Here is a 19,506-nt window from a genome sequence, read left to right as displayed (position 1 = left end):
TTTTTGTGCAAAGACTTGCCGAGGTTTTGAGATAGCCCTGTGCCCTCACGATAAATTCAGGCCGCTTGGGCTGGAATTCAAAGCCCTGCGGAAATATCTTACACGCGATTTGTTGATCGAGCAGTTTGAATAATCGGAGGTCGAATTGTCCAATTCCCGCATGACCCGCCGCTCTGCCCTGTTGGGCGCAGCGTCCGTCCTGGCGACGCCCGTAGTATTGCGCGCCCAAAGCCTGGATGCCTTTCCGCAGGCCGAAGACCCGATCAGCACGCAACCCCCGGTGCGCCGCAATGTATCCTCATTCTCACAGCAGAATTGGCAGGATCACTTTGACGAATTGGGCTCTGGATGCTTACTGGCGGATATCACCAGCCGCGCTGTGCATTACTGGGGGCCTGACGGGACCTATAAGCTGTACCCAAGCTCCGTTCCGATGAGCGAAGAACTGACAAAGCGCGGTTATACTAAAGTGGTGCGCAAAGCCGAAAACCCCAGCTGGACCCCGACCGCATCAATGCGGGAACGCGATCCTTCGCTGCCTGTACGAATGGATGGCGGTGATCCCGGCAATCCACTGGGCACCCGCGCGATGTATCTGGGCTGGCCCGCCTATCTGGTGCACGGCACGCATGACACGCGCAAGATCGGACGTCAGAGCTCGTCCGGCTGCATTGGTCTTTACAACCAGCATGTTGAAGAACTGTATCCGCTGGTGCAGGTCGGCACGCAGGTGCGTCTGGTCTGAAACGCGATACCCAAGAATCAGCAAAGCCCCGGCCATCAGGACCGGGGCTTTTTCGTGAGTGGTGGCGATTACTCCGGCAGCATCACTTCGTCGATCACGTGGATCACACCGTTGCTGGCCTCAATATCTGCCTGGATCACCTCGGCGCCATTGACCTTGACGCCGTTTCTGGCATTCACGCTCAGGCGGTCGCCCTGCACGGTCAGAACCTTCGCGCGCTTGCCTGCGATATCGCCCGACATGACTTTGGCCGGAACCACGTGATAGGTCAGAATCGCGACCAGTTGATCCTTGTTTTCGGGCAACAGAAGGCTTTCAACGGTGCCTTCGGGCAGCGCAGCAAATGCTTCATCGGTTGGTGCGAATACAGTGAACGGGCCATCCCCCTTCAGCGTATCGACCAGTCCGGCGGCCTGAACGGCTGCAACCAAAGTGCTGAACGATCCGGCCGAAACGGCGGTGTCGACAATGTCAGCAGCCTGGGCCTTTAGCGGCATGGCAAGTGCGATTGCGGCGGCAGCGCCCATAAACGTACGACGAAACATGGCTGTCTTCTCCTCTCCAGCTTGTTATGGAAAGGGGTACGGGCCTTGTTCCAAGCCGGATCACTTTGCGATCACCGTTCCTTGATCTGAACCCAGATACTCTGCGCGCGCCCATCGGCCAGAAACGGCAGAGCCTCGACCGCATCGGGGCGATCCTTTTGCAGGTAGTACCCCGGCCAAAGCATTGAAAACGCGCCCGATTGCAGCATTGCGTGCAGCATGTACTGCTCGCCCCAGCCCGGACAATCATAGAAGAAGCGCTTGGGATACTCATAGGGCAAAAAAACATCGTGCACATGGATCACAACACCGGGTTTCAGCGCAGGAATGATCCGGCAGAACAGGTGCGCCACGTCGTTGGACATCCGCACGACATGGCTGGAGTCGATAAACAGGACATCGCCTGCCTCAAGCTGGTCGAACAGCGCCGGGTCCACATCCTCCAGCCGTTTTTGTTCGAACGCATCAACCACATGAGCGATATCGGCACGAGGATACGGATCAATGGCCGTTATCGTTGTGTCCAAACCGCCATCGATGATCGCTTGCCGCGTCACACGGGTTGAGTTCCCGCACCCGATCTCGATCACCCGATTTGGCTGGAACCGACGGATCATCAGATACAGCGCATCCGCATCCGGACTGTCGTAATAGCCATTGCCAATGCGATAGCCGGTTTTGTTGCGCGCGGGGTCTTTCAGCGCGGCCAGAGCGTCATGATGCTGCGCGAACTCTTGTTTCAGCGGCTCGATATCAAACCCCGCCATCCCCGGTGACAGGGCATAGGCCGGGCGCGTCAGCCCTCCTGCCTGCTCAAAGGTTTCGAGCCGCGCACGCTCCTCCCGCTCGGTGAGCTTATCGATCAGCTTGACGCCAAAACGGTCCAACGCGGCGTTGATCCGGGGGAATTTTCTGGGTTTCACGCGGCGGGCTCCGATCTGAGGGGGCAGTTACCGCTCCTTACCTGTGCAGGACCGACCTCTGCAAGCGGCAGAACGCCAAACCCTTGGCAAAAGGCCAATTTCCGTATTCACTGGATCAACACGATAAAGAGAGGTCCGCCCATGCAGCAGGATTTCACGCTGGGCATCGAAGAAGAGTATCTGCTGGTCGACCGCGACAGCCTGCAACTGACCGAGGCACCCGCCGCCCTGATGGAGGCCTGCCAGACCGATTTCGAAGGTCAGGTTAGCCCAGAATTCCTGCAATGCCAGATCGAAGTAGGAACCCGACCTCATAGCACGATCAAAAGCGCGCGTGAGGATCTCAAGCGCTTGCGCAGCTGTGTTTCGAAACACGCGGCGCATTACAATCTCAGCCCAATCGCCGTTTCCTGTCATCCTTTCGCCAATTGGAAAGACCAGCATCACACGCGGAAAGAGCGCTATGATGCCCTTCAGCACGCACTGGGCGGCGTGGCGCGGCGCATGCTGATCTGCGGGATGCACGTGCATGTCGGGGTCGAGGATCAGGCATTGCGGGCCGATCTAATGCCTCAGCTGTGTTATTTCCTGCCACATCTTCTGGCGCTTTCAACCTCGTCGCCATTCTGGAATGGCGAAGATACCGGTTTGTCCTCGTACCGGCTGACCGTCTTTGACAACCTGCCCCGCACCGGCCTGCCGCCGGATTTCAGCGGCTGGTCGGAATATGAGCGGACAACCGGAGTTCTGGTAGAGCTCGGCGTAATCGAGGACACCTCCAAAATCTGGTGGGATCTGCGCCCTTCACATCGCTTTCCCACACTTGAGACGCGAATTATGGATGTTCAACCGCGTCTGGAACACACCTTATCTTTAGCCGCTTTAGTCCAGGCCCTAACCCGGATGTTGTGCCGCTTAAAAGCGCGAAACCTGCGCTGGCGCCAATATGATCGCTTTCTGATCGGCGAAAACCGTTGGCGCGCACAACGCTACGGAGTCGGCGAAGGCTTGATTGATTTTGGAGATCGTTCGGTCAAACCCATGGCCGAACTCATCGGCGAACTGATGGGCATGCTGGCTGAGGATGCCGAGGCCTTGGGCACTATGACCGAACTTGCCCGCTTGCGCCAGATCGCCGAAACCGGAACCTCGGCCACCCGCCAGCGCCGCATTCATGCTGAGGCTGTCGCCAAGGGAGACGACCCGGGCCAAGCGGTTGTGCGGCATCTGATCGAGGAATTCCACGCGGATCTGTGACCCCGTACCAGCACTGAAAAACGCGCGCCGCCTGCAATTGCCGACCTTGAAAAATTTCTGTAACGATTGAGAAATAAACAACCGTTCAATTCAATGCCGACGGGAGGGTAGCAATGGATTTCGGGCTGACCGAGGAACAGACCGCGATTTTCGATATGGCCTATGGGTTTGGGCAGGAAAACATCGCCCCATTCGCACGGCAATGGGAAAGTGACGGCACCATCCCAAAAGAGCTGTGGCCCCAGATCGGCGAGCTAGGGTTTGGTGCGCTATATGTGTCCGAGGATAGCGGCGGCTCGGGCCTGACGCGATTGGACGCCACGCTGGTGTTCGAGGCTTTGTCTATGGCCTGCCCCTCGGTTGCTGCGTTCCTCTCGATCCACAATATGTGCGCCAAAATGCTGGACAGCTTTGCCGGCGACGAATTGAAATCCCGCATCATGCCCGAGGTACTGAGCTTGAACACAGTCCTCAGCTACTGCCTGACCGAACCGGGCTCCGGCTCGGACGCAGCTGCACTGAAGACCCGCGCAGAACGCACCAACGAGGGCTACACGCTGAACGGCTCCAAGGCCTTCATCTCCGGTGGAGGGTATTCGGACGCCTATGTCTGCATGGTGCGTACCGGTCAGGACGGCCCCAAGGGTATCTCAACTGTCTATGTCGAGGATGGCACACCGGGCCTCAGCTTTGGCGCGCTAGAACAGAAGATGGGTTGGAAAAGCCAGCCCACTGCGCAGGTTCAGTTCGACGACTGCAAAATCCCTTCGGGCAATCTTGTCGGGGTCGAAGGCGACGGGTTCAAATATGCCATGATGGGTTTGGATGGCGGTCGTCTAAATATTGCCTCCTGTTCGCTGGGTGCCGCACAAGCCGGGCTGAACATGACACTACAATACATGTCCGAGCGCAAAGCCTTTGGTCAATCCATCGACCAGTTCCAGGCCCTACAATTTCGCCTTGCGGATATGGAGATTGAACTGCAAGCTGCCCGCACTTTCCTGCGTCAAGCCGCCTGGAAACTGGATCAGGGTGCGCCCGATGCAACCAAGTTCTGCGCCATGGCCAAGAAATTCGTGACCGAGACCGGCTCGAAGGTCGTGGATCAATGTCTGCAGCTTCATGGCGGCTACGGCTATCTGGCCGACTATGGCATCGAAAAGCTTGTACGTGATTTGCGCGTGCATCAGATATTGGAAGGCACGAACGAGATCATGCGCGTGATCGTTGCGCGCCAGATGATTGCACAAGGCTAAAGGGTTCATGTCTGACATCGACATCCGCACAACCGGGCGCGCCGGGCGTATCACCTTGACCCGCCCTAAAGCGCTGAACGCCATGACCTATGACATGTGCATGGCCATTGATACTGCCCTACGCAACTGGCGTGAGGATGACGCGGTCGATCTGATCATTTTCGATGCCGAGGGTGACAAAGCCTTTTGCTCGGGCGGGGACATTGCCGAACTTTATCAGACAGGAACGCAGGGCAATTTCACCTATGGCCAGACGTTTTGGCGCGACGAATACCGGCTGAACGCACTAATCTTTGAATATCCCAAGCCTGTCGTCAGCTTCCTGCAAGGGTTCACCATGGGTGGCGGCGTCGGCATTGGCTGCCATGGCAGCCACCGGATTGTTGGCGAAAGTTCCCAGATCGCAATGCCGGAATGTTCCATCGGGCTGGTTCCTGACGTTGGCGGCACCCTCATGCTGGCTCTCGCCCCTGGCCGGTTGGGAGAGTTCCTGGGCACCACAGGCCATCGCATGGGGCCTGCCGATGCGATCCTTGCAGGCTTCGCCGATCACTTCATCCCACAGGATCAGTGGGCAGACCTGATCGAAATGCTGGAAGTCTCCGGCAATACCGATTTGATCGCAGAACACGCGGTAACGCCGCCCAACGGCGACCTTGCCGATCTGCTATCCGAAATTGATGATAGCTTTGGCGGTGAAACACTTGGCGATATCCTCACCAACCTGCGTGGAAACGGATCAGAGTTCGCGGCGAAAGCGCTTGCCAAGCTCGAGCGCAACGCGCCGCTGTCAACCGCCTGCACGGTCGAGATGCTGCACCGCCTGCGCGGGGCCGCGCTGACCATGCATCGGGCGCTGGAAATGGAATACCGCTTCACCTTCCGCGCCATGCAGCACGGTGATCTTCTGGAAGGCATTCGGGCGCAGATCATCGACAAGGATCGCAACCCCCGCTGGCAATACGCGGATATGATCGTGCCTGCGGTCGCGGTTTCAAAGATGTTGCAGCCCTTGGGCAAGGACGCCCTGACTTTCGAGGAGGAATAAGACATGCAAATCGGGTTCATCGGGCTGGGCAATATGGGCGCGCCCATGGCGGCCAATCTGGCCAAAGCAAGTCATCAGGTGCGCGGGTTCGATACCGCCGGGGTCAGTGTCGATGGTGTGGCAAAGGCAGAAACCGCCGCCGATGCCGTGTCTGGAGCCGATGCTGTCATAACGATGCTACCAAACGGCACCATCCTGCGGGCTGTTGCCGATCAAATCATCCCCCATATGCTATCTGGCGCTGCCCTGATCGATTGCTCCACCGTTGATGTCGACAGCGCGCGCGCTGTGGCTGATCAAGCCGGTAGCGCTGGCTTGCTATCGGTCGATGCGCCCGTTTCAGGTGGGATCGGCGGCGCCTCAGCCGGAACGCTTACTTTCATGGCAGGCGGAACCAATGACGCTTTTGCCAAAGCCGCCCCCCTATTCGACATAATGGGTCAAAAGGCGGTGCATTGCGGCGAGGCCGGGGCCGGACAGGCAGCCAAGATTTGCAACAACATGATCCTTGGCGTTACCATGATCGCCACCTGCGAAGCCTTTGCCTTGGCCGACAAATTGGGACTGGACCGTCAAAAGATGTTCGACGTGGTCAGCACCTCATCCGGCTACAGCTGGACCATGAACGCCTATTGCCCAGCCCCGGGCGTCGGCCCGACCAGTCCTGCCGATAACAACTACCAACCCGGCTTTGCTGCCGAGCTGATGTTGAAAGACCTGCGCCTCAGTCAGCAAGCCGCCGACAGCGCCGATGCGGATACCCCAATGGGCCAAGCCGCCACCGCCCTTTACGAGCAATTTGTCGAAGCAGAAAACGGCCTTGGCCAGGATTTCTCAGCCATGCTACCGCGATTTGAAAAACGAGGTCGCAGCTAACTGCTGCGATCCATTCTTCATCTGGCCAAAAATATCCCGGAGCGCGAGGCAGAGCCTCGCTGCCTTCCCTCTCAAAGAAACGCGCGCCCTATTCGGCCGCCACACGTGTCCCAGACAGCATAGGCTTCAGATACCGCCCTGTATGGCTGCGTTCGACCTCGGCCACGTCTTCCGGCGTACCGGTCGCCACGATCTCACCACCTCCATCACCGCCCTCAGGGCCGATATCAATGATGTGGTCTGCGGTTTTCACAACGTCCAGATTGTGTTCGATCACGACAACGGTGTTCCCTTGATCAACCAATTCATGCAGCACTTCCAGTAGCTTACGCACATCCTCGAAATGTAGGCCTGTCGTCGGTTCATCCAGAATATACAGCGTCCGCCCGGTCGAGCGTTTGCTGAGTTCTTTTGACAGTTTCACCCGCTGTGCCTCGCCCCCCGACAAGGTTGTGGCCTGCTGACCAACCTTGATGTAACCCAGCCCCACGCGCGCCAGAGCGTCCATCTTGTCCCGGATCGAGGGCACCGCCTTGAAGAACTCCTGCGCATCCTCCACGGTCATATCGAGTACATCAGCGATGGATTTGCCTTTGAACTTTATCTCCAGCGTCTCGCGGTTGTACCGTGCGCCTTTGCAGGTTTCGCAGGTGACATAGACATCAGGCAGAAAGTGCATCTCGATCTTGATGACACCGTCGCCCTGGCAGGCCTCACACCGCCCCCCTTTGACGTTGAAGCTGAACCGCCCTGGCTTGTACCCGCGTGCCTTCGCCTCAGGCAGTCCGGCGAACCAGTCACGGATCGGCGTGAACGCCCCGGTGTAGGTCGCTGGATTGGACCGCGGCGTACGCCCAATCGGTCGCTGGTCAATGTCGATAACCTTGTCCAGATGCTCCAACCCTTTGATCGTCTCGCACGGCGCCGGAGTTTGCCGCGCGCCGTTCAACCGCATCGAGGCGGTTTTGAACAATGTCTCAATCGTCAGCGTCGACTTCCCCCCGCCGGACACGCCCGTGACACAGACAAACTTGCCCAGTGGAAAATCTGCGGTCACATTCTTGAGGTTATTGCCCGTCGCTTTCACAACGGTCAGTTTCTTGCCGTTGCCTTTGCGCCGCTCAGTCGGGACCGCAATCTCGCGCGTTCCGGCCAGATATTGCCCGGTGACCGAGGCCGCATCTGCCGCAATTTCGCCCGGAGTACCTTTGCTGACAACCTGCCCGCCGTGCACACCGGCACCGGGGCCGATGTCGAAGACGTAATCCGCCTCGCGGATGGCTTCTTCGTCATGCTCGACCACAATCACGGTATTGCCCTGATCCCGCAGGTTCTTGAGCGTCCCCAGCAACCGATCATTATCGCGCTGGTGCAACCCGATAGAGGGTTCATCCAGCACATACAAAACGCCGGTCAGGCCCGAGCCGATCTGGCTGGCCAACCGGATACGCTGGCTTTCACCACCGGACAAAGTGCCACTTGAACGTGACAGCGTAAGGTATTCCAAACCGACGTTATTCAAGAACCCCAGCCGTTCGCGGATTTCCTTCAAAATAGCCCGCGCGATCTCATTCTTTTGGGCGGAAAGATGGTTTGGTGCATCCTCAACCCAGGCCAGCGCCTCTCGGATTGACATCTCAACAACCTGCCCGACATGCAGACCGGCGATCTTCACGGCCAGCGCTTCGGGGCGCAGGCGATACCCTTCGCAGGTCCCGCAGGGACGATTGTTCTGATACCGCTCGAACTCTTCCCGGATCCAGGCACTGTCGGTCTCGCGATAGCGGCGTTCCATATTCGGGATCACACCTTCAAAACTGCGCGTGACCTGATAGACCCGACCACCCTCGTCGTAACGGAACTGGATTTCCTCCTCACCTGAGCCACGAAGGAACACCTGCTGTACCTTCTTGGGTAAATCTTTCCACGGCGTGTTCTTGTCGAACTCATAATGCCGTGCGATGGCCTCGATAGTTTGCAGAAAGTACGGAGACTTACCCTTCCGCCACGGGGCCAAGGCCCCATCATACAGTTTCAATGTCTGGTCCGGCACAACCAGCCGTTCGTCAAAGAACAGCTCAACCCCCAGGCCGTCACAATCCGGGCATGCGCCGAAGGGGGCGTTGAAGGAAAATAGCCGGGGTTCGATCTCAGGGATGGTGAAACCACTGACCGGACAGGCAAAATTTTCGCTAAACGTGATACGCTCTGGGTTACCTTCACGCGGAGCTGTTTCCAGAACGGCAATGCCATCCGCAAGGTCCAGAGCGGTTCGCAGACTGTCGGCCAGCCGGGTCTCCATCCCTTTGCGGACCACCAGACGGTCGACCACCACGTCGATATCGTGACGGAATTTCTTGTCCAACGTGGGTGGTTCGTCCAGCTCGTAAAAGTCACCGTCGACCTTCACACGCTGGAACCCCTGCTTGCGCAGTTCAAGAAACTCTTTCTTATATTCGCCTTTCCGATCCCGCACGATGGGGGCCAGCAGGTACCCCCGCGTCCCCTCCTCCATCGTCATGATCCGGTCGACCATATCCTGCACCTGCTGAGCCTCGATTGGCAGGCCGGTTGCGGGGCTATAGGGCGTCCCTGCCCGTGCGAACAGCAGACGTAGATAGTCGTAAATCTCGGTCACGGTCCCCACAGTCGAACGCGGGTTTTTCGACGTGGTTTTCTGCTCGATGGAAATCGCCGGGCTCAAGCCGCTGATGTGGTCCACATCCGGTTTTTCCATCATGTCCAGGAATTGACGTGCATAGGCGGACAGGCTTTCGACATAGCGGCGCTGACCCTCGGCATAGATCGTGTCAAAGGCCAGCGAAGACTTGCCCGAGCCCGAAAGGCCGGTGATCACCACCAGCTGATCTCGTGGGATATCCACATCGATCCCCTTGAGGTTATGCTCGCGCGCGCCGCGCACCTCGATATTTTTCAGCTCAGCCATTCTGGCCCCCAACAAACACGTCACTCAGAAATAGGCGAGTGGCGCTGAGTCTCCAACAGAAAAGTTAGAACAAAGGCGGAACTTTTGGATTATTGCCGACACATCCTGACAGGATGCAAGGCAAACACGCAGGGCGCGGCCTGCGCTTTGATGACACTGCGTATACGAAAGAAAATGGCGCGGTTGACGGGGCTCGAACCCGCGACCCCCGGCGTGACAGGCCGGTACTCTAACCAACTGAGCTACAACCGCGCATTTTGGGTCTATGTCCGATCCGTTTGCCCGGATCAAAGGCTGACAGTGATGGCGCGGTTGACGGGGCTCGAACCCGCGACCCCCGGCGTGACAGGCCGGTACTCTAACCAACTGAGCTACAACCGCCCACTGCCCGTTCCCGATGGAACGTTGGGGTGTATTATGACCCCGCCCCGACATCGTCAAGCGGCGTTTTGAAGTTTTTTGACAGAAGCCTGATTTTTCCATGCGGCCCAAATCGAAGGCCCCATTTTCGTGTCTCACACAGCGTTTTCCGAGCAGCTCGGGCTTGCGCAGCCTTTTGGGACGCGATAACAGCACGCGCTATGGGTGATTAGCTCAGTGGTAGAGCGCTTCGTTCACATCGAAGATGTCAGGAGTTCAAATCTCTTATCACCCACCATCTTACCTTTGAAGACTTGTTTAAACCCCGCAGCGGGTTTGCTCGCTAAACCGCTTCCAAAAAAACGAAAAAGGCGGACCTAATGGCCCGCCTCTTTGAATTCTGCTTGAAAGCTCAGTGCGCAGTCGCTGAAGGACCCGCACTTTCCGCAGCTTTGGCAGCGGCAGCGGCTGCTTCCTCAGCGGCCTCGTCCCAATCAATGGGTTCAGGATCACGCACCAGCGCCTGTTTCAGCACCTCCGAGACATGTTTGACCGGGATGATCTCCAGCCCGTCCTTCACATTGTCTGGGATGTCGGCCAGATCCTTTTCATTCTCTTCCGGGATCAGAACCGTTTTGATGCCACCACGCAGCGCTGCCAGCAGTTTTTCCTTCAAACCACCGATCGGCATCGCGTTCCCGCGCAGCGAGACCTCGCCCGTCATTGCGATGTCCTTGCGCACCGGAATACCGGTCAGGACCGAGACAATCGACGTGACCATCGCCAGACCCGCCGATGGGCCATCCTTGGGCGTTGCCCCATCCGGTACGTGGACGTGGATGTCCAGCTTATCGAATTGCGGCGGCTTGACCCCGATCTTCGGCGAGATCGACCGTACGTAAGACGACGCCGCGTCGATGGATTCCTTCATCACATCGCCCAGCTTACCGGTGGTTTTCATCCGCCCCTTGCCGGGCAGTTTCAACGCCTCGATATGCAGCAGATCACCGCCCACGGACGTCCAGGCCAGACCGGTCACAACGCCGATCTGATCGTCCTGCTCGGCCAGGCCATAGCGGAACTTCGGCACACCCAAGAAATCGTCCAGATTGTCCGGCGTCACGGTAACCGAGTCCGCCTCTTTCTTGATGATCTTGGTCAGCGATTTCCGCGCAACCTTGGCGATCTCACGTTCAAGGTTCCGCACACCCGCCTCACGGGTGTAGGTGCGGATGATCGATTGCAGCGCCTCATCGGTCAGTTCAAACTCTTTGGCCTTGAGACCATGGTTTTTGACCTGCTTGCCAATCAGGTGCTGCTTGGCGATCTCGGATTTTTCCTCTTCGGTGTAACCAGCCAGCGGAATGATCTCCATCCGGTCCAGCAGAGGCCCAGGCATGTTGTAGCTGTTAGACGTGGTCAGGAACATCACGTTGGACAGGTCATATTCCACCTCAAGGTAGTGATCCATGAACGTGTTGTTCTGTTCCGGGTCCAACACCTCCAGCATTGCCGAAGCCGGATCCCCACGGAAGTCCTGCCCCATCTTGTCGATTTCATCGAGCAAGATCAGTGGGTTCGTGGTTTTCGCCTTTTTCAGCGCCTGAATGATCTTGCCGGGCATCGAGCCAATGTAAGTCCGGCGGTGGCCCCGAATCTCGGATTCGTCGCGCACACCACCTAGCGAGATGCGAATGAACTCGCGCCCCGTGGCTTTGGCAACGGACTTACCCAGCGAGGTTTTACCCACACCCGGAGGGCCAACAAGGCACAGGATCGGGCCTTTCAGCTTCTTCGAGCGCTGCTGAACCGCCAGATACTCAACGATCCGCTCCTTAACCTTTTCAAGGCCATAGTGATCAGCGTCCAGAATGTCCTGCGCGCGGCTCAAGTCCTTTTTCACACGGGATTTGGTGCCCCACGGCAGCGACAGGATCCAGTCCAGGTAGTTGCGCACGACGGTGGCCTCAGCCGACATCGGGCTCATGTTGCGCAGCTTCTTCAGCTCGCCTTCGGCTTTTTCGCGCGCCTCTTTCGACAGCTTGGTCTCGACGATTTTCTCTTCCAGCTCGGCAACTTCGTTAGAGCCGTCCTCGCCATCGCCAAGCTCCTTCTGAATGGCCTTCATCTGCTCATTCAGATAGTACTCGCGCTGGGTCTTCTCCATCTGAGATTTGACGCGGGTCTTGATCTTTTTCTCGACCTGAAGCACCGACATTTCGCCCTGCATCAGACCATAGACCTTCTCAAGCCGCTCACTGACCGAGAGCGTCTCCAGCAGTTCTTGCTTTTGTTCAACCTCAATGCCCAGATGACCCGACACAAGGTCGGCAAGCTTGGCAGGCTCGGTGGTTTCACCGACTGCGGTCAGGGCCTCTTCAGGGATATTCTTGCGCACTTTTGCATAGCGCTCAAATTCATCCGCCACAGTGCGCAGCAGCGCCTGCGTGGTGGTCACATCGCCAGGAATTTCGGTCAGATACTCGGCACGGGCCTCGAAAAACTGATCGTTTTCAAGGAATTCCGTAATCTGCACGCGCGCCTGCCCTTCGACCAGCACCTTCACGGTGCCATCGGGCAGTTTCAGCAGCTGCAGCACATTGGCCAAAACACCGGCCTGATAGATGCCGTCCACTTCCGGATCATCGACACCGGGGTCGATCTGGCTGGACAACAGAATTTGCTTATCATCCTGCATCACCTCTTCCAGCGCGCGGACCGATTTGTCTCGGCCCACGAACAGCGGCACGATCATATGCGGGAACACCACAATATCGCGCAGCGGCAGGACGGGGTATGAGGAATTCAGAGGCTCTTGCATGCTCTATCCTTATCGTTGGCAAGACGGCTCTGGTCCCTGCTTGAGGCAACCGCTGGCCGTCTCCTGTCTTGGATGGTTAAAGGTGGGGCTGTATGGGCCCTATTTCAACCTCACCATCATGTCTCAGTTCTCAGCATGACCCGAGGCTTTCCGGACTGCAAGGCGCCCGACCGAGATATCCACCGAAATTAGAGCCCTACGCATGCAAAATACGCAGCCAAAATTCAGAACACACGCTGCACGGCGCGGGACAGGAAAAATCCGTGGCCGTCCTGATTGCGGCATTCCAGACCTTTCCGAGAGGAACTGCAGGTAAATCCACCAAACTGGCCCGTGACCCCATATTCCGCACGTTCAAACCCGTCGCGGTTTCGATTCAGCGGCTGGCACAGCATTTCCACAGGGCCGGTATTGAACATCAAGAAATCATGGCCCCAGTCGGATTGGCAGTCCGAAGGCCGCGGCAATGCGGGCTGGCCGGACTTTTCGATTATCGTGCACTGGATATCAGAAGACTCAGCGCCTTCGCCCACCGAACATTGAATATTTTCGGATGGGGTTTCAAAGGTCCAGACATCTGAAATAGCAGGTGTCGCGCAGAAAACGGCTGCACCGAGAAAAAGGCGAAACATCAAAACTCTCCGGGTCACGAACTAAAAATAGCGTTGCTTGAAGTGGTCTTAGACTACCTGAAAACCACGCTATTGTCACCCGAACGGGACGGCTATAGCGGCTCGATATCACCTTGCGCGCGCGTAGCATGAAACTCAGCCTGCCACGCGTCGAAAGTTCCGGCAGCGATCGCATCCCGCATGCCCTGCATGATGTCCTGGAAGTAATGCAAATTGTGCCAAGTCAGCAGCATGCCCGAAATCATCTCATTCGACCGGAACACATGATGCAAATAAGCGCGCGAATAGTTCGAACAGGCCGGGCACGAGCATTCCTCGTCCAGCGGGCGCGGATCATCAGCGTGGCGGGCGTTTTTGATGTTGACGACACCACGTCTCGTAAACGCCTGCCCTGTGCGCCCTGAGCGTGATGGCAATACGCAATCCATCATGTCGACGCCGCGCGCAACGGCACCCACGATATCGTCGGGCTTGCCCACGCCCATCAGATAGCGCGGCTTGTCCGTGGGCAGGAAGTCGGGCGCGTAGTTGAGGCAGTCGAACATCGCTTCCTGCCCCTCACCGACAGCCAAACCACCAATGGCGTAGCCTTCAAAACCAATCGCCTTCAGCGCCTCGGCGCTTTCTTCGCGCAGGTCTTGTTCCAACCCGCCCTGCATGATGCCGAACAGCGCATGGCCCGGGCGGTCGCCAAACGCTTCCCGAGACCGCTCGGCCCACCGCATCGACAGCCGCATCGACTCGGCGATCCGATCCCGATCAGCGGGCAGCGAAGGGCATTCGTCGAAACACATCACAATATCCGAGCCCAGCAGGCGTTGGATCTCCATCGACCGTTCCGGCGTTAGTTCGTGTTTCGACCCATCCACATGGGATTTGAAGGTCACGCCCTTCTCGGTCAGTTTGCGCAACCCGGCCAGAGACATAACCTGAAACCCGCCCGAATCCGTCAGAATGGGCCGGTCCCAGTTCATGAACTTGTGCAGACCACCTAGCCTATCGATCCGCTCAGCTGTGGGACGCAGCATCAGGTGATAGGTGTTTCCCAGCAGGATATCCGCCCCGGTTGCGCGCACGCTTTCCGGCATCATCGCCTTGACCGTCGCCGCCGTTCCGACCGGCATAAACGCTGGCGTGCGCACCTCACCACGGGGCGTGTTGATAACACCTGTGCGGGCCTTGCCATCGGTGGCTTTGAGGTCAAATGAAAACGGCTGGGTCATATCATCATCTCAGATCGCGGAACCGGGCAGGCTTTGCCCGATCCGCTGATGCATTGCAACCCGTCAGGGCAGCGAAGCGACGCGGGCCGTGAAGAGGTCAACCACCCCTGCCCCATCCACATCTCGACATACGGTCACGGGCGGGCGGCCATCCTGCGGTATTGTCGCGCCCAACGCATCTCCTTCGGTAGTCACCTGCACCCCTGTTTGAACCAAATCGAACATATGGTCATGGGTACAGGCGATCACAGCGGTCGAGTCATGCAGGCCACAGCCATCCAGGCCGCCGATCTCCTTGTAGAACTGCAAATAGAACTTGGAGATGTCGCGCAGGAACACCCCTATATCGGATGATTTCTGCGACAGCGCCTCAAAATCGGCGTTTTGATACAGCGTTTTCAGCGTTACATCCAAACCCACCAGAACCGTTTCGGGCGGCGCGGCAAAAACCGCATCGGCGGCCTGCGCATCGTGATAGATATTGGCTTCGGCATGCGGAGTGATGTTTCCGGGGCAATAGACCGCGCCGCCCATGATCACCAACCGCCCAAGATTCTTTGAAAACGCCGGGTCCAGTGCCATCGCATCGGCGATATTGGTGAGCGGACCGATGGCACAGATCACCAGTTCACCAGCATGTTCGTGCGCCATTTCGACCAGAAACTCAGCCGCTGTCAGGTCGTGGTTCTGCCCGATCTCGGGGATATCGGTCAGATCACCAAAGCCTTCTGGCCCGTGCACATGCTCGGATGGGCTGTGATCGTCTTTGCCATGAGCCGCACTCGCGCCTTGGGCAACGGGGATATGCAAACCCAATTTGTCGACCAGAAACCGGGCGTTCCGGCTGGATTGGTGGACATGTGTATTGCCAAAAACCGTTGTCAAACCGATCAGGTCAATCTCGGGTGCCGCAGCAGCGTAAGCGATGGCCATCGCGTCATCGATGCCGGGGTCTGTATCAATTATCAGTTTCATTCCGCCCCGATACCGCAGTCACATGCAGATGCAAAGCGATCACTGTCGTCTTCGCCCAGTCGCGACACTATTTGCATCCAACCGCATTCACGCCATACCTGAGTTGAAATCGGGCGACTCAATCCCCAAATGTATACTATAGTACACAATAAATGAGGACAGATATGACAGAAGAGCAGATCATCGGATTGCTTTCATCGAACATTATCTACCTGCTTGGCGCCGTTCTGGTCGTCATCGTTATTCTCAAGGGCATTAAAATCGTGCCGCAATCTGAGAAATACGTAGTCGAACGGTTCGGGCGTTTGCACTCGGTGCTGGGGCCCGGCATCAACTTTATTGTTCCGTTTCTGGATGTTGCACGCCACAAGATCTCGATCCTGGAACGTCAGCTGCCAAATGCAACGCAGGACGCGATTACCAAGGACAACGTGTTGGTGCAGATCGACACCTCGGTTTTCTACCGGATTCTGGAGCCTGAAAAGACTGTCTACCGTATCCGCGATGTGGACGGCGCGATTGCCACCACGGTTGCCGGTATCGTTCGCGCCGAGATCGGTAAAATGGATCTGGATGAGGTTCAATCGAACCGAGCCCAACTGATAAACCGCATTCAGGAAAGCGTTGAAACTGCCGTGGATGACTGGGGGATTGAGGTGACGCGTGCAGAAATTCTGGACGTGAACCTTGACCAAGCAACGCGGGACGCGATGTTGCAGCAGTTGAACGCCGAACGTGCGCGCCGTGCGCAGGTGACCGAGGCAGAAGGTCAGAAACGAGCAGTAGAGCTACAGGCAGATGCTGAACTTTATGCCGCCGAGCAATCGGCCAAAGCGCGCCGCATTCAGGCCGATGCCGAAGCCTATGCTACCGGTGTTGTAGCCAAGGCCATTCAGGACAACGGGATTGAGGCCGCCCAGTACCAAGTTGCCCTGAAACAGGTGGAATCGCTCAACGCATTGGGCAATGGTTCGGGCAAACAGACTATCGTTGTTCCGGCCAACGCCTTGGAAGCATTTGGAGATGCGTTTAAGATGCTGAAAGGAGCAAAGTAATGGCTGATCCCTTTTGGTTGACATGGTGGATCTGGTTGGCGGGCGCCCTGGCGCTCGGCATATTGGAACTGGTTCTGCCCGGGTTCATCTTTTTGGGCTTTGCGATCGGAGCCGCGATCACAGGTTTGATTCTGGTCATCCCCGGAGTCGCGCCTTCGCTGCCCATCCTGTTGCTGATTTTTGCGGTTCTGTCGCTGATTGCTTGGCTGATTTTGCGCCGCATGTTCGCACTGCCGCATGGCCAAGTGAAAACATTCCAGCACGATATCAATGACTGACACCATTCTGGCATTGCCCGGACGGCATGACTGGACGCTGGGCAGGCCATTCCCTATATAAAAAGTCAGGCAACTGACCCGAGGCAATGATGACCCATCCCAGCGAACAGTTTGAAGGTGCACCCTTGATTGCGCCCTCGACAATCGAACATCCTCTATACGATCAAGTGGTGGATGCGTGCCGAACGGTTTATGACCCTGAAATTCCAGTCAATATCTATGACCTGGGCCTGATCTACACAATCGACATCAAGGAAGATAATGCCGTCAAAGTCATCATGACCCTGACCGCCCCGGGATGCCCGGTTGCCGGGGAAATGCCAGGCTGGATTGTCGAAGCCATCGAACCCGTGGCTGGCGTGAAAGAGGTTGATGTCGAACTGACATGGGAACCCCCTTGGGGCATGGACATGATGTCCGACGAAGCGCGGCTTGAACTCGGCTTTATGTAATTCAGCCTGAACCGTCTGCGGAACGCGGATTGTCACAAAACATTAGGTTTTGCGTTACCTTGCTGTGTGTCGGTTGTCACATTGCTGCGGGACATATACGGCGCATCTACAATCGCACAGGTTGAACGCAGTGATGCACTTGGGCCGTGACCAATGCGCCGCCCCCCGTCGCCCGGCCCCGAATTTGGACCGCTCTTGCCCGAGAGCGGTCTTTTTCATTGTCTAACAAATACTTATGGTATGCTACAAGTCGATCTGATCTCGGCCGCGCGTGCATCAAGCTGTTTGATATAGTCGCCTGCTAACATCTTAAGATGTTTGTTCTCAGTTCCCGTCACCAGACCCAGCAGAGCGCCAGCGGGCAGAATCGAAACAACACTTTCGACCTGCTGATCTTCAGCATGTCGCTTCTCAGCTGCAATCGCGCGTAAATCACCGGGCGCAGTCGCGCAGTTAACTGGATGCCGCTTTGTGTCATCGGCAGCCATCGACGGTTGCGCAACAGCGAAGCAGAGCAAACCCATCAATATGCTTTTTCTAGCTATGTGTTGCACCGTCATCGCATCTGACCTCTTTCAAAACTATCTGCTCGCAGGCTAAAGCGACGCAGCCACCGATGACAACCCGCAGCAGAAACAGAAATTGAATGCGCGCTCTCTTGAGCCCGGCCCGTGTCGGGCCTAGATTAGAACAAACGCGTGACGACGGAGACACAGATGTTCGGCACTCCCGGCAAACAAGCCGTGACCATGACGCCCAAAGCTGCAGAGCAGATCACCCGCCTGATGACAACAGGTGGGCATGCCGGTTTGCGCATCGGCGTCAAAAAGGGCGGCTGCGCTGGCATGGAATACACCATGGACTATGTGGATGAGGCCGACCCCCATGATGAGGTCGTCGAGCAAGACGGCGCACGCGTGATGATCGCCCCTATGGCGCAGATGTTCCTGTTCGGCACCGAGATTGACTATGAGGTCTCGCTGCTAGAATCCGGTTTCAAGTTCAGAAACCCGAACGTGGTCGACGCCTGCGGATGCGGTGAGTCAATCAAATTTGACGAAAGCCTTTCTTCAGAGGCTTAGGCCGACTTTAGATGCACATAGGTTTCGTTGAAGCGTTTCGTTAAGTGCTCACCTGCCGAAATCACCTGATCTGACTCAGGCGGCGCAACATTTGTGTCGTAGGACGGGTTAAAAAACAACGGGACCGAAATCCGTTCATGAGCCCCGCCAACCACCCGGTGTTCGGTCGCCTTGACGCGGCCTGCGGTCCAGAACTCAAGCATTTCACCAAAGTTGATGACGAACGTGCCCGGCGCGGCCTCCACCTTTTCCCAGGTCCCGTCAGGCATACGAACTTCTAGGCCTGCGGTTCCGTCGGTCGCCAGCAGGGTCAGGCAGCCATAATCGGTATGGGCCCCAATACCGAAATCCTTCTCGCCCGCCCAGATAGGCCGCTGCGGATAATAATTCCCGCGCAGCAGAGCCATTGGTGTGTCAAAGGCCGTGTCGAAACTGTCAGCATCTCGACCCAGGGCCACGGCGATCGCGCGTAGCACCTGCATTGCTACACCACACGCATCTGCATAGTAGGCGCGGATGGTCTGCTCGAAGCTTTCCGGTGCCTCGGGCCACTGGTTCGGCGCATAGACGCTCAGTTTGCGCGCGCGATACGGGCTCAGCTCAGGCAGCTCATAGCCGCAATCAAAGACCTCTTTGAAATCCGGGTTGGCGTTCGGATCCACCTGTTCAGATTTCGGCGCGCCCCACCCCCGGTTTGACCCGGTCGCAGCCATATCGACCAGTTTCTTATCCTGCTCAGGCAGCCGGAAGAAGTCGAAGTAAGTCGAAATCACCTGCTGCACCCGTTCAGCACTCAGCCCGGTATTTCCGATGGTCAAAAAACCCACCTGCCCGATGGCCTGCTGAAGCCGGATAAGTTCGTCCTTATCGCGGCTATCCAGTTTTTCGAGATCAAGATTATCAATCATGGCGCCCTCACCGAATCACGGCGGACCGTGCCGAGGTGCAGCCGGAACTGCAACCTGAATTGTAAGCTCCGATCAACGGTGCTATCCGAAAGGCAAATCGCGGATCTAGCAGGAGAAACGGAT

18 protein-coding genes and 3 tRNA genes are annotated in these 19,506 nt (G+C 57.2%); 10 read left to right on the top strand and 11 right to left on the bottom strand.

Going from position 1 to position 19,506, the window contains the following annotated elements; genetic code table 11:
• Positions 1-160: 160 nt before the first annotated feature.
• The gene (locus ACR0KG_RS11590) at positions 161-745 is read left to right on the top strand and encodes a L,D-transpeptidase (protein ID WP_170537057.1); all 585 of its coding nucleotides are present in this window, start codon (positions 161-163) and stop codon (positions 743-745) included.
• Between the two features lie 68 nt (positions 746-813).
• On the opposite strand, the gene ACR0KG_RS11585 is transcribed toward ACR0KG_RS11590, so the two are convergent.
• Both ACR0KG_RS11585 and ACR0KG_RS11580 read right to left on the bottom strand, forming a co-directional pair.
• Complete coding sequence (locus tag ACR0KG_RS11585) at positions 814-1,290, bottom strand: fasciclin domain-containing protein (protein ID WP_480549395.1); 477 nt, start codon at positions 1,288-1,290, stop codon at positions 814-816.
• Positions 1,291-1,361: 71 nt separating this feature from the next.
• A complete protein-coding gene (locus ACR0KG_RS11580) occupies positions 1,362-2,213 on the bottom strand; it encodes a class I SAM-dependent methyltransferase (RefSeq protein WP_480827369.1) in 852 nt (283 codons plus the stop codon).
• Positions 2,214-2,354: 141 nt separating this feature from the next.
• Between ACR0KG_RS11580 and ACR0KG_RS11575 the strand changes: the two genes are divergently transcribed.
• From ACR0KG_RS11575 to mmsB, 4 genes are all read left to right on the top strand, one after another.
• Complete coding sequence (locus ACR0KG_RS11575) at positions 2,355-3,470, top strand: carboxylate-amine ligase (RefSeq protein WP_480549399.1); 1,116 nt, start codon at positions 2,355-2,357, stop codon at positions 3,468-3,470.
• A 113-nt stretch (positions 3,471-3,583) separates the two neighbouring features.
• Positions 3,584-4,726 carry an acyl-CoA dehydrogenase family protein gene (locus tag ACR0KG_RS11570; RefSeq protein WP_480827368.1) on the top strand — a complete coding sequence of 381 codons (1,143 nt, stop codon included), beginning with the start codon at positions 3,584-3,586 and terminating at the stop codon, positions 4,724-4,726.
• 7 nt (positions 4,727-4,733) lie between these two features.
• A complete protein-coding gene (locus tag ACR0KG_RS11565; RefSeq protein WP_480827367.1) occupies positions 4,734-5,774 on the top strand; it encodes an enoyl-CoA hydratase/isomerase family protein in 1,041 nt (346 codons plus the stop codon).
• 3 nt (positions 5,775-5,777) lie between these two features.
• Positions 5,778-6,650 (top strand): 3-hydroxyisobutyrate dehydrogenase, encoded by an 873-nt coding sequence (gene mmsB, locus ACR0KG_RS11560; RefSeq protein ID WP_480827366.1) that lies wholly within the window; start codon positions 5,778-5,780, stop codon positions 6,648-6,650.
• A gap of 88 nt (positions 6,651-6,738) precedes the next feature.
• Here mmsB and uvrA read toward each other — a convergent pair whose 3' ends face one another.
• The 3 genes from uvrA to ACR0KG_RS11545 all read right to left on the bottom strand — a co-directional run bounded on the left by uvrA (position 6,739) and on the right by ACR0KG_RS11545 (position 9,978).
• Positions 6,739-9,597 (bottom strand): excinuclease ABC subunit UvrA, encoded by a 2,859-nt coding sequence (gene uvrA / locus ACR0KG_RS11555; RefSeq protein WP_480827365.1) that lies wholly within the window; start codon positions 9,595-9,597, stop codon positions 6,739-6,741.
• A 175-nt stretch (positions 9,598-9,772) separates the two neighbouring features.
• Positions 9,773-9,849, bottom strand: a tRNA-Asp gene (locus ACR0KG_RS11550).
• A gap of 52 nt (positions 9,850-9,901) precedes the next feature.
• Positions 9,902-9,978: transfer RNA gene (locus tag ACR0KG_RS11545), tRNA-Asp, on the bottom strand.
• A 202-nt stretch (positions 9,979-10,180) separates the two neighbouring features.
• Here ACR0KG_RS11545 and ACR0KG_RS11540 point away from each other — a divergent pair.
• Positions 10,181-10,255 (top strand) — tRNA-Val (locus tag ACR0KG_RS11540).
• A 114-nt stretch (positions 10,256-10,369) separates the two neighbouring features.
• Here ACR0KG_RS11540 and lon read toward each other — a convergent pair.
• From lon to ACR0KG_RS11520, 4 genes are all read right to left on the bottom strand, one after another.
• Positions 10,370-12,778, bottom strand: a complete 2,409-nt coding sequence (lon, locus tag ACR0KG_RS11535; RefSeq protein ID WP_480827364.1) for an endopeptidase La — start codon at positions 12,776-12,778, stop codon at positions 10,370-10,372.
• Positions 12,779-13,002: 224 nt separating this feature from the next.
• Positions 13,003-13,410: a DUF6636 domain-containing protein gene (locus ACR0KG_RS11530; RefSeq protein ID WP_480541675.1), complete on the bottom strand. Its 408-nt coding sequence runs from the start codon at positions 13,408-13,410 to the stop codon at positions 13,003-13,005.
• A gap of 92 nt (positions 13,411-13,502) precedes the next feature.
• Positions 13,503-14,633: a tRNA guanosine(34) transglycosylase Tgt gene (tgt, locus tag ACR0KG_RS11525; protein ID WP_480549410.1), complete on the bottom strand. Its 1,131-nt coding sequence runs from the start codon at positions 14,631-14,633 to the stop codon at positions 13,503-13,505.
• 63 nt (positions 14,634-14,696) lie between these two features.
• On the bottom strand, positions 14,697-15,608 hold the full coding sequence (locus ACR0KG_RS11520; protein ID WP_480549412.1) for a nucleoside hydrolase: 912 nt from the start codon (positions 15,606-15,608) through the stop codon (positions 14,697-14,699).
• Positions 15,609-15,772: 164 nt separating this feature from the next.
• Here ACR0KG_RS11520 and ACR0KG_RS11515 point away from each other — a divergent pair, with 164 nt between their 5' ends.
• From ACR0KG_RS11515 to ACR0KG_RS11505, 3 genes are all read left to right on the top strand, one after another.
• Positions 15,773-16,663, top strand: coding sequence for an SPFH domain-containing protein (locus tag ACR0KG_RS11515; protein ID WP_480541682.1), 891 nt, complete (start codon positions 15,773-15,775; stop codon positions 16,661-16,663).
• Positions 16,663-16,941 carry an NfeD family protein gene (locus ACR0KG_RS11510; RefSeq protein ID WP_353007303.1) on the top strand — a complete coding sequence of 93 codons (279 nt, stop codon included), beginning with the start codon at positions 16,663-16,665 and terminating at the stop codon, positions 16,939-16,941. The genes ACR0KG_RS11515 and ACR0KG_RS11510 overlap by 1 nt, the downstream gene beginning before the upstream one ends.
• 89 nt (positions 16,942-17,030) lie before the next feature.
• Entirely contained in the window at positions 17,031-17,393 is a 363-nt protein-coding gene (locus tag ACR0KG_RS11505; RefSeq protein ID WP_170536990.1) for an SUF system Fe-S cluster assembly protein, read from the top strand.
• 233 nt (positions 17,394-17,626) lie between these two features.
• On the opposite strand, the gene ACR0KG_RS11500 is transcribed toward ACR0KG_RS11505, so the two are convergent.
• Complete coding sequence (locus ACR0KG_RS11500; protein WP_480827363.1) at positions 17,627-17,953, bottom strand: hypothetical protein; 327 nt, start codon at positions 17,951-17,953, stop codon at positions 17,627-17,629.
• A 156-nt stretch (positions 17,954-18,109) separates the two neighbouring features.
• Between ACR0KG_RS11500 and ACR0KG_RS11495 the strand changes: the two genes are divergently transcribed.
• A complete protein-coding gene (locus tag ACR0KG_RS11495) occupies positions 18,110-18,475 on the top strand; it encodes a HesB/IscA family protein (RefSeq protein ID WP_480549414.1) in 366 nt (121 codons plus the stop codon).
• On the opposite strand, the gene ACR0KG_RS11490 is transcribed toward ACR0KG_RS11495, so the two are convergent.
• Positions 18,472-19,383, bottom strand: coding sequence for an isopenicillin N synthase family dioxygenase (locus ACR0KG_RS11490; protein ID WP_480827362.1), 912 nt, complete (start codon positions 19,381-19,383; stop codon positions 18,472-18,474). The genes ACR0KG_RS11495 and ACR0KG_RS11490 overlap by 4 nt on opposite strands.
• Positions 19,384-19,506 lie beyond the last annotated feature (123 nt).

The organism is Ruegeria sp. H4, from assembly GCF_056533065.1.
The sequence above is the reverse complement of the archived record's forward strand: the minus strand, read 5'-3'. Positions and strand labels throughout refer to the sequence as shown.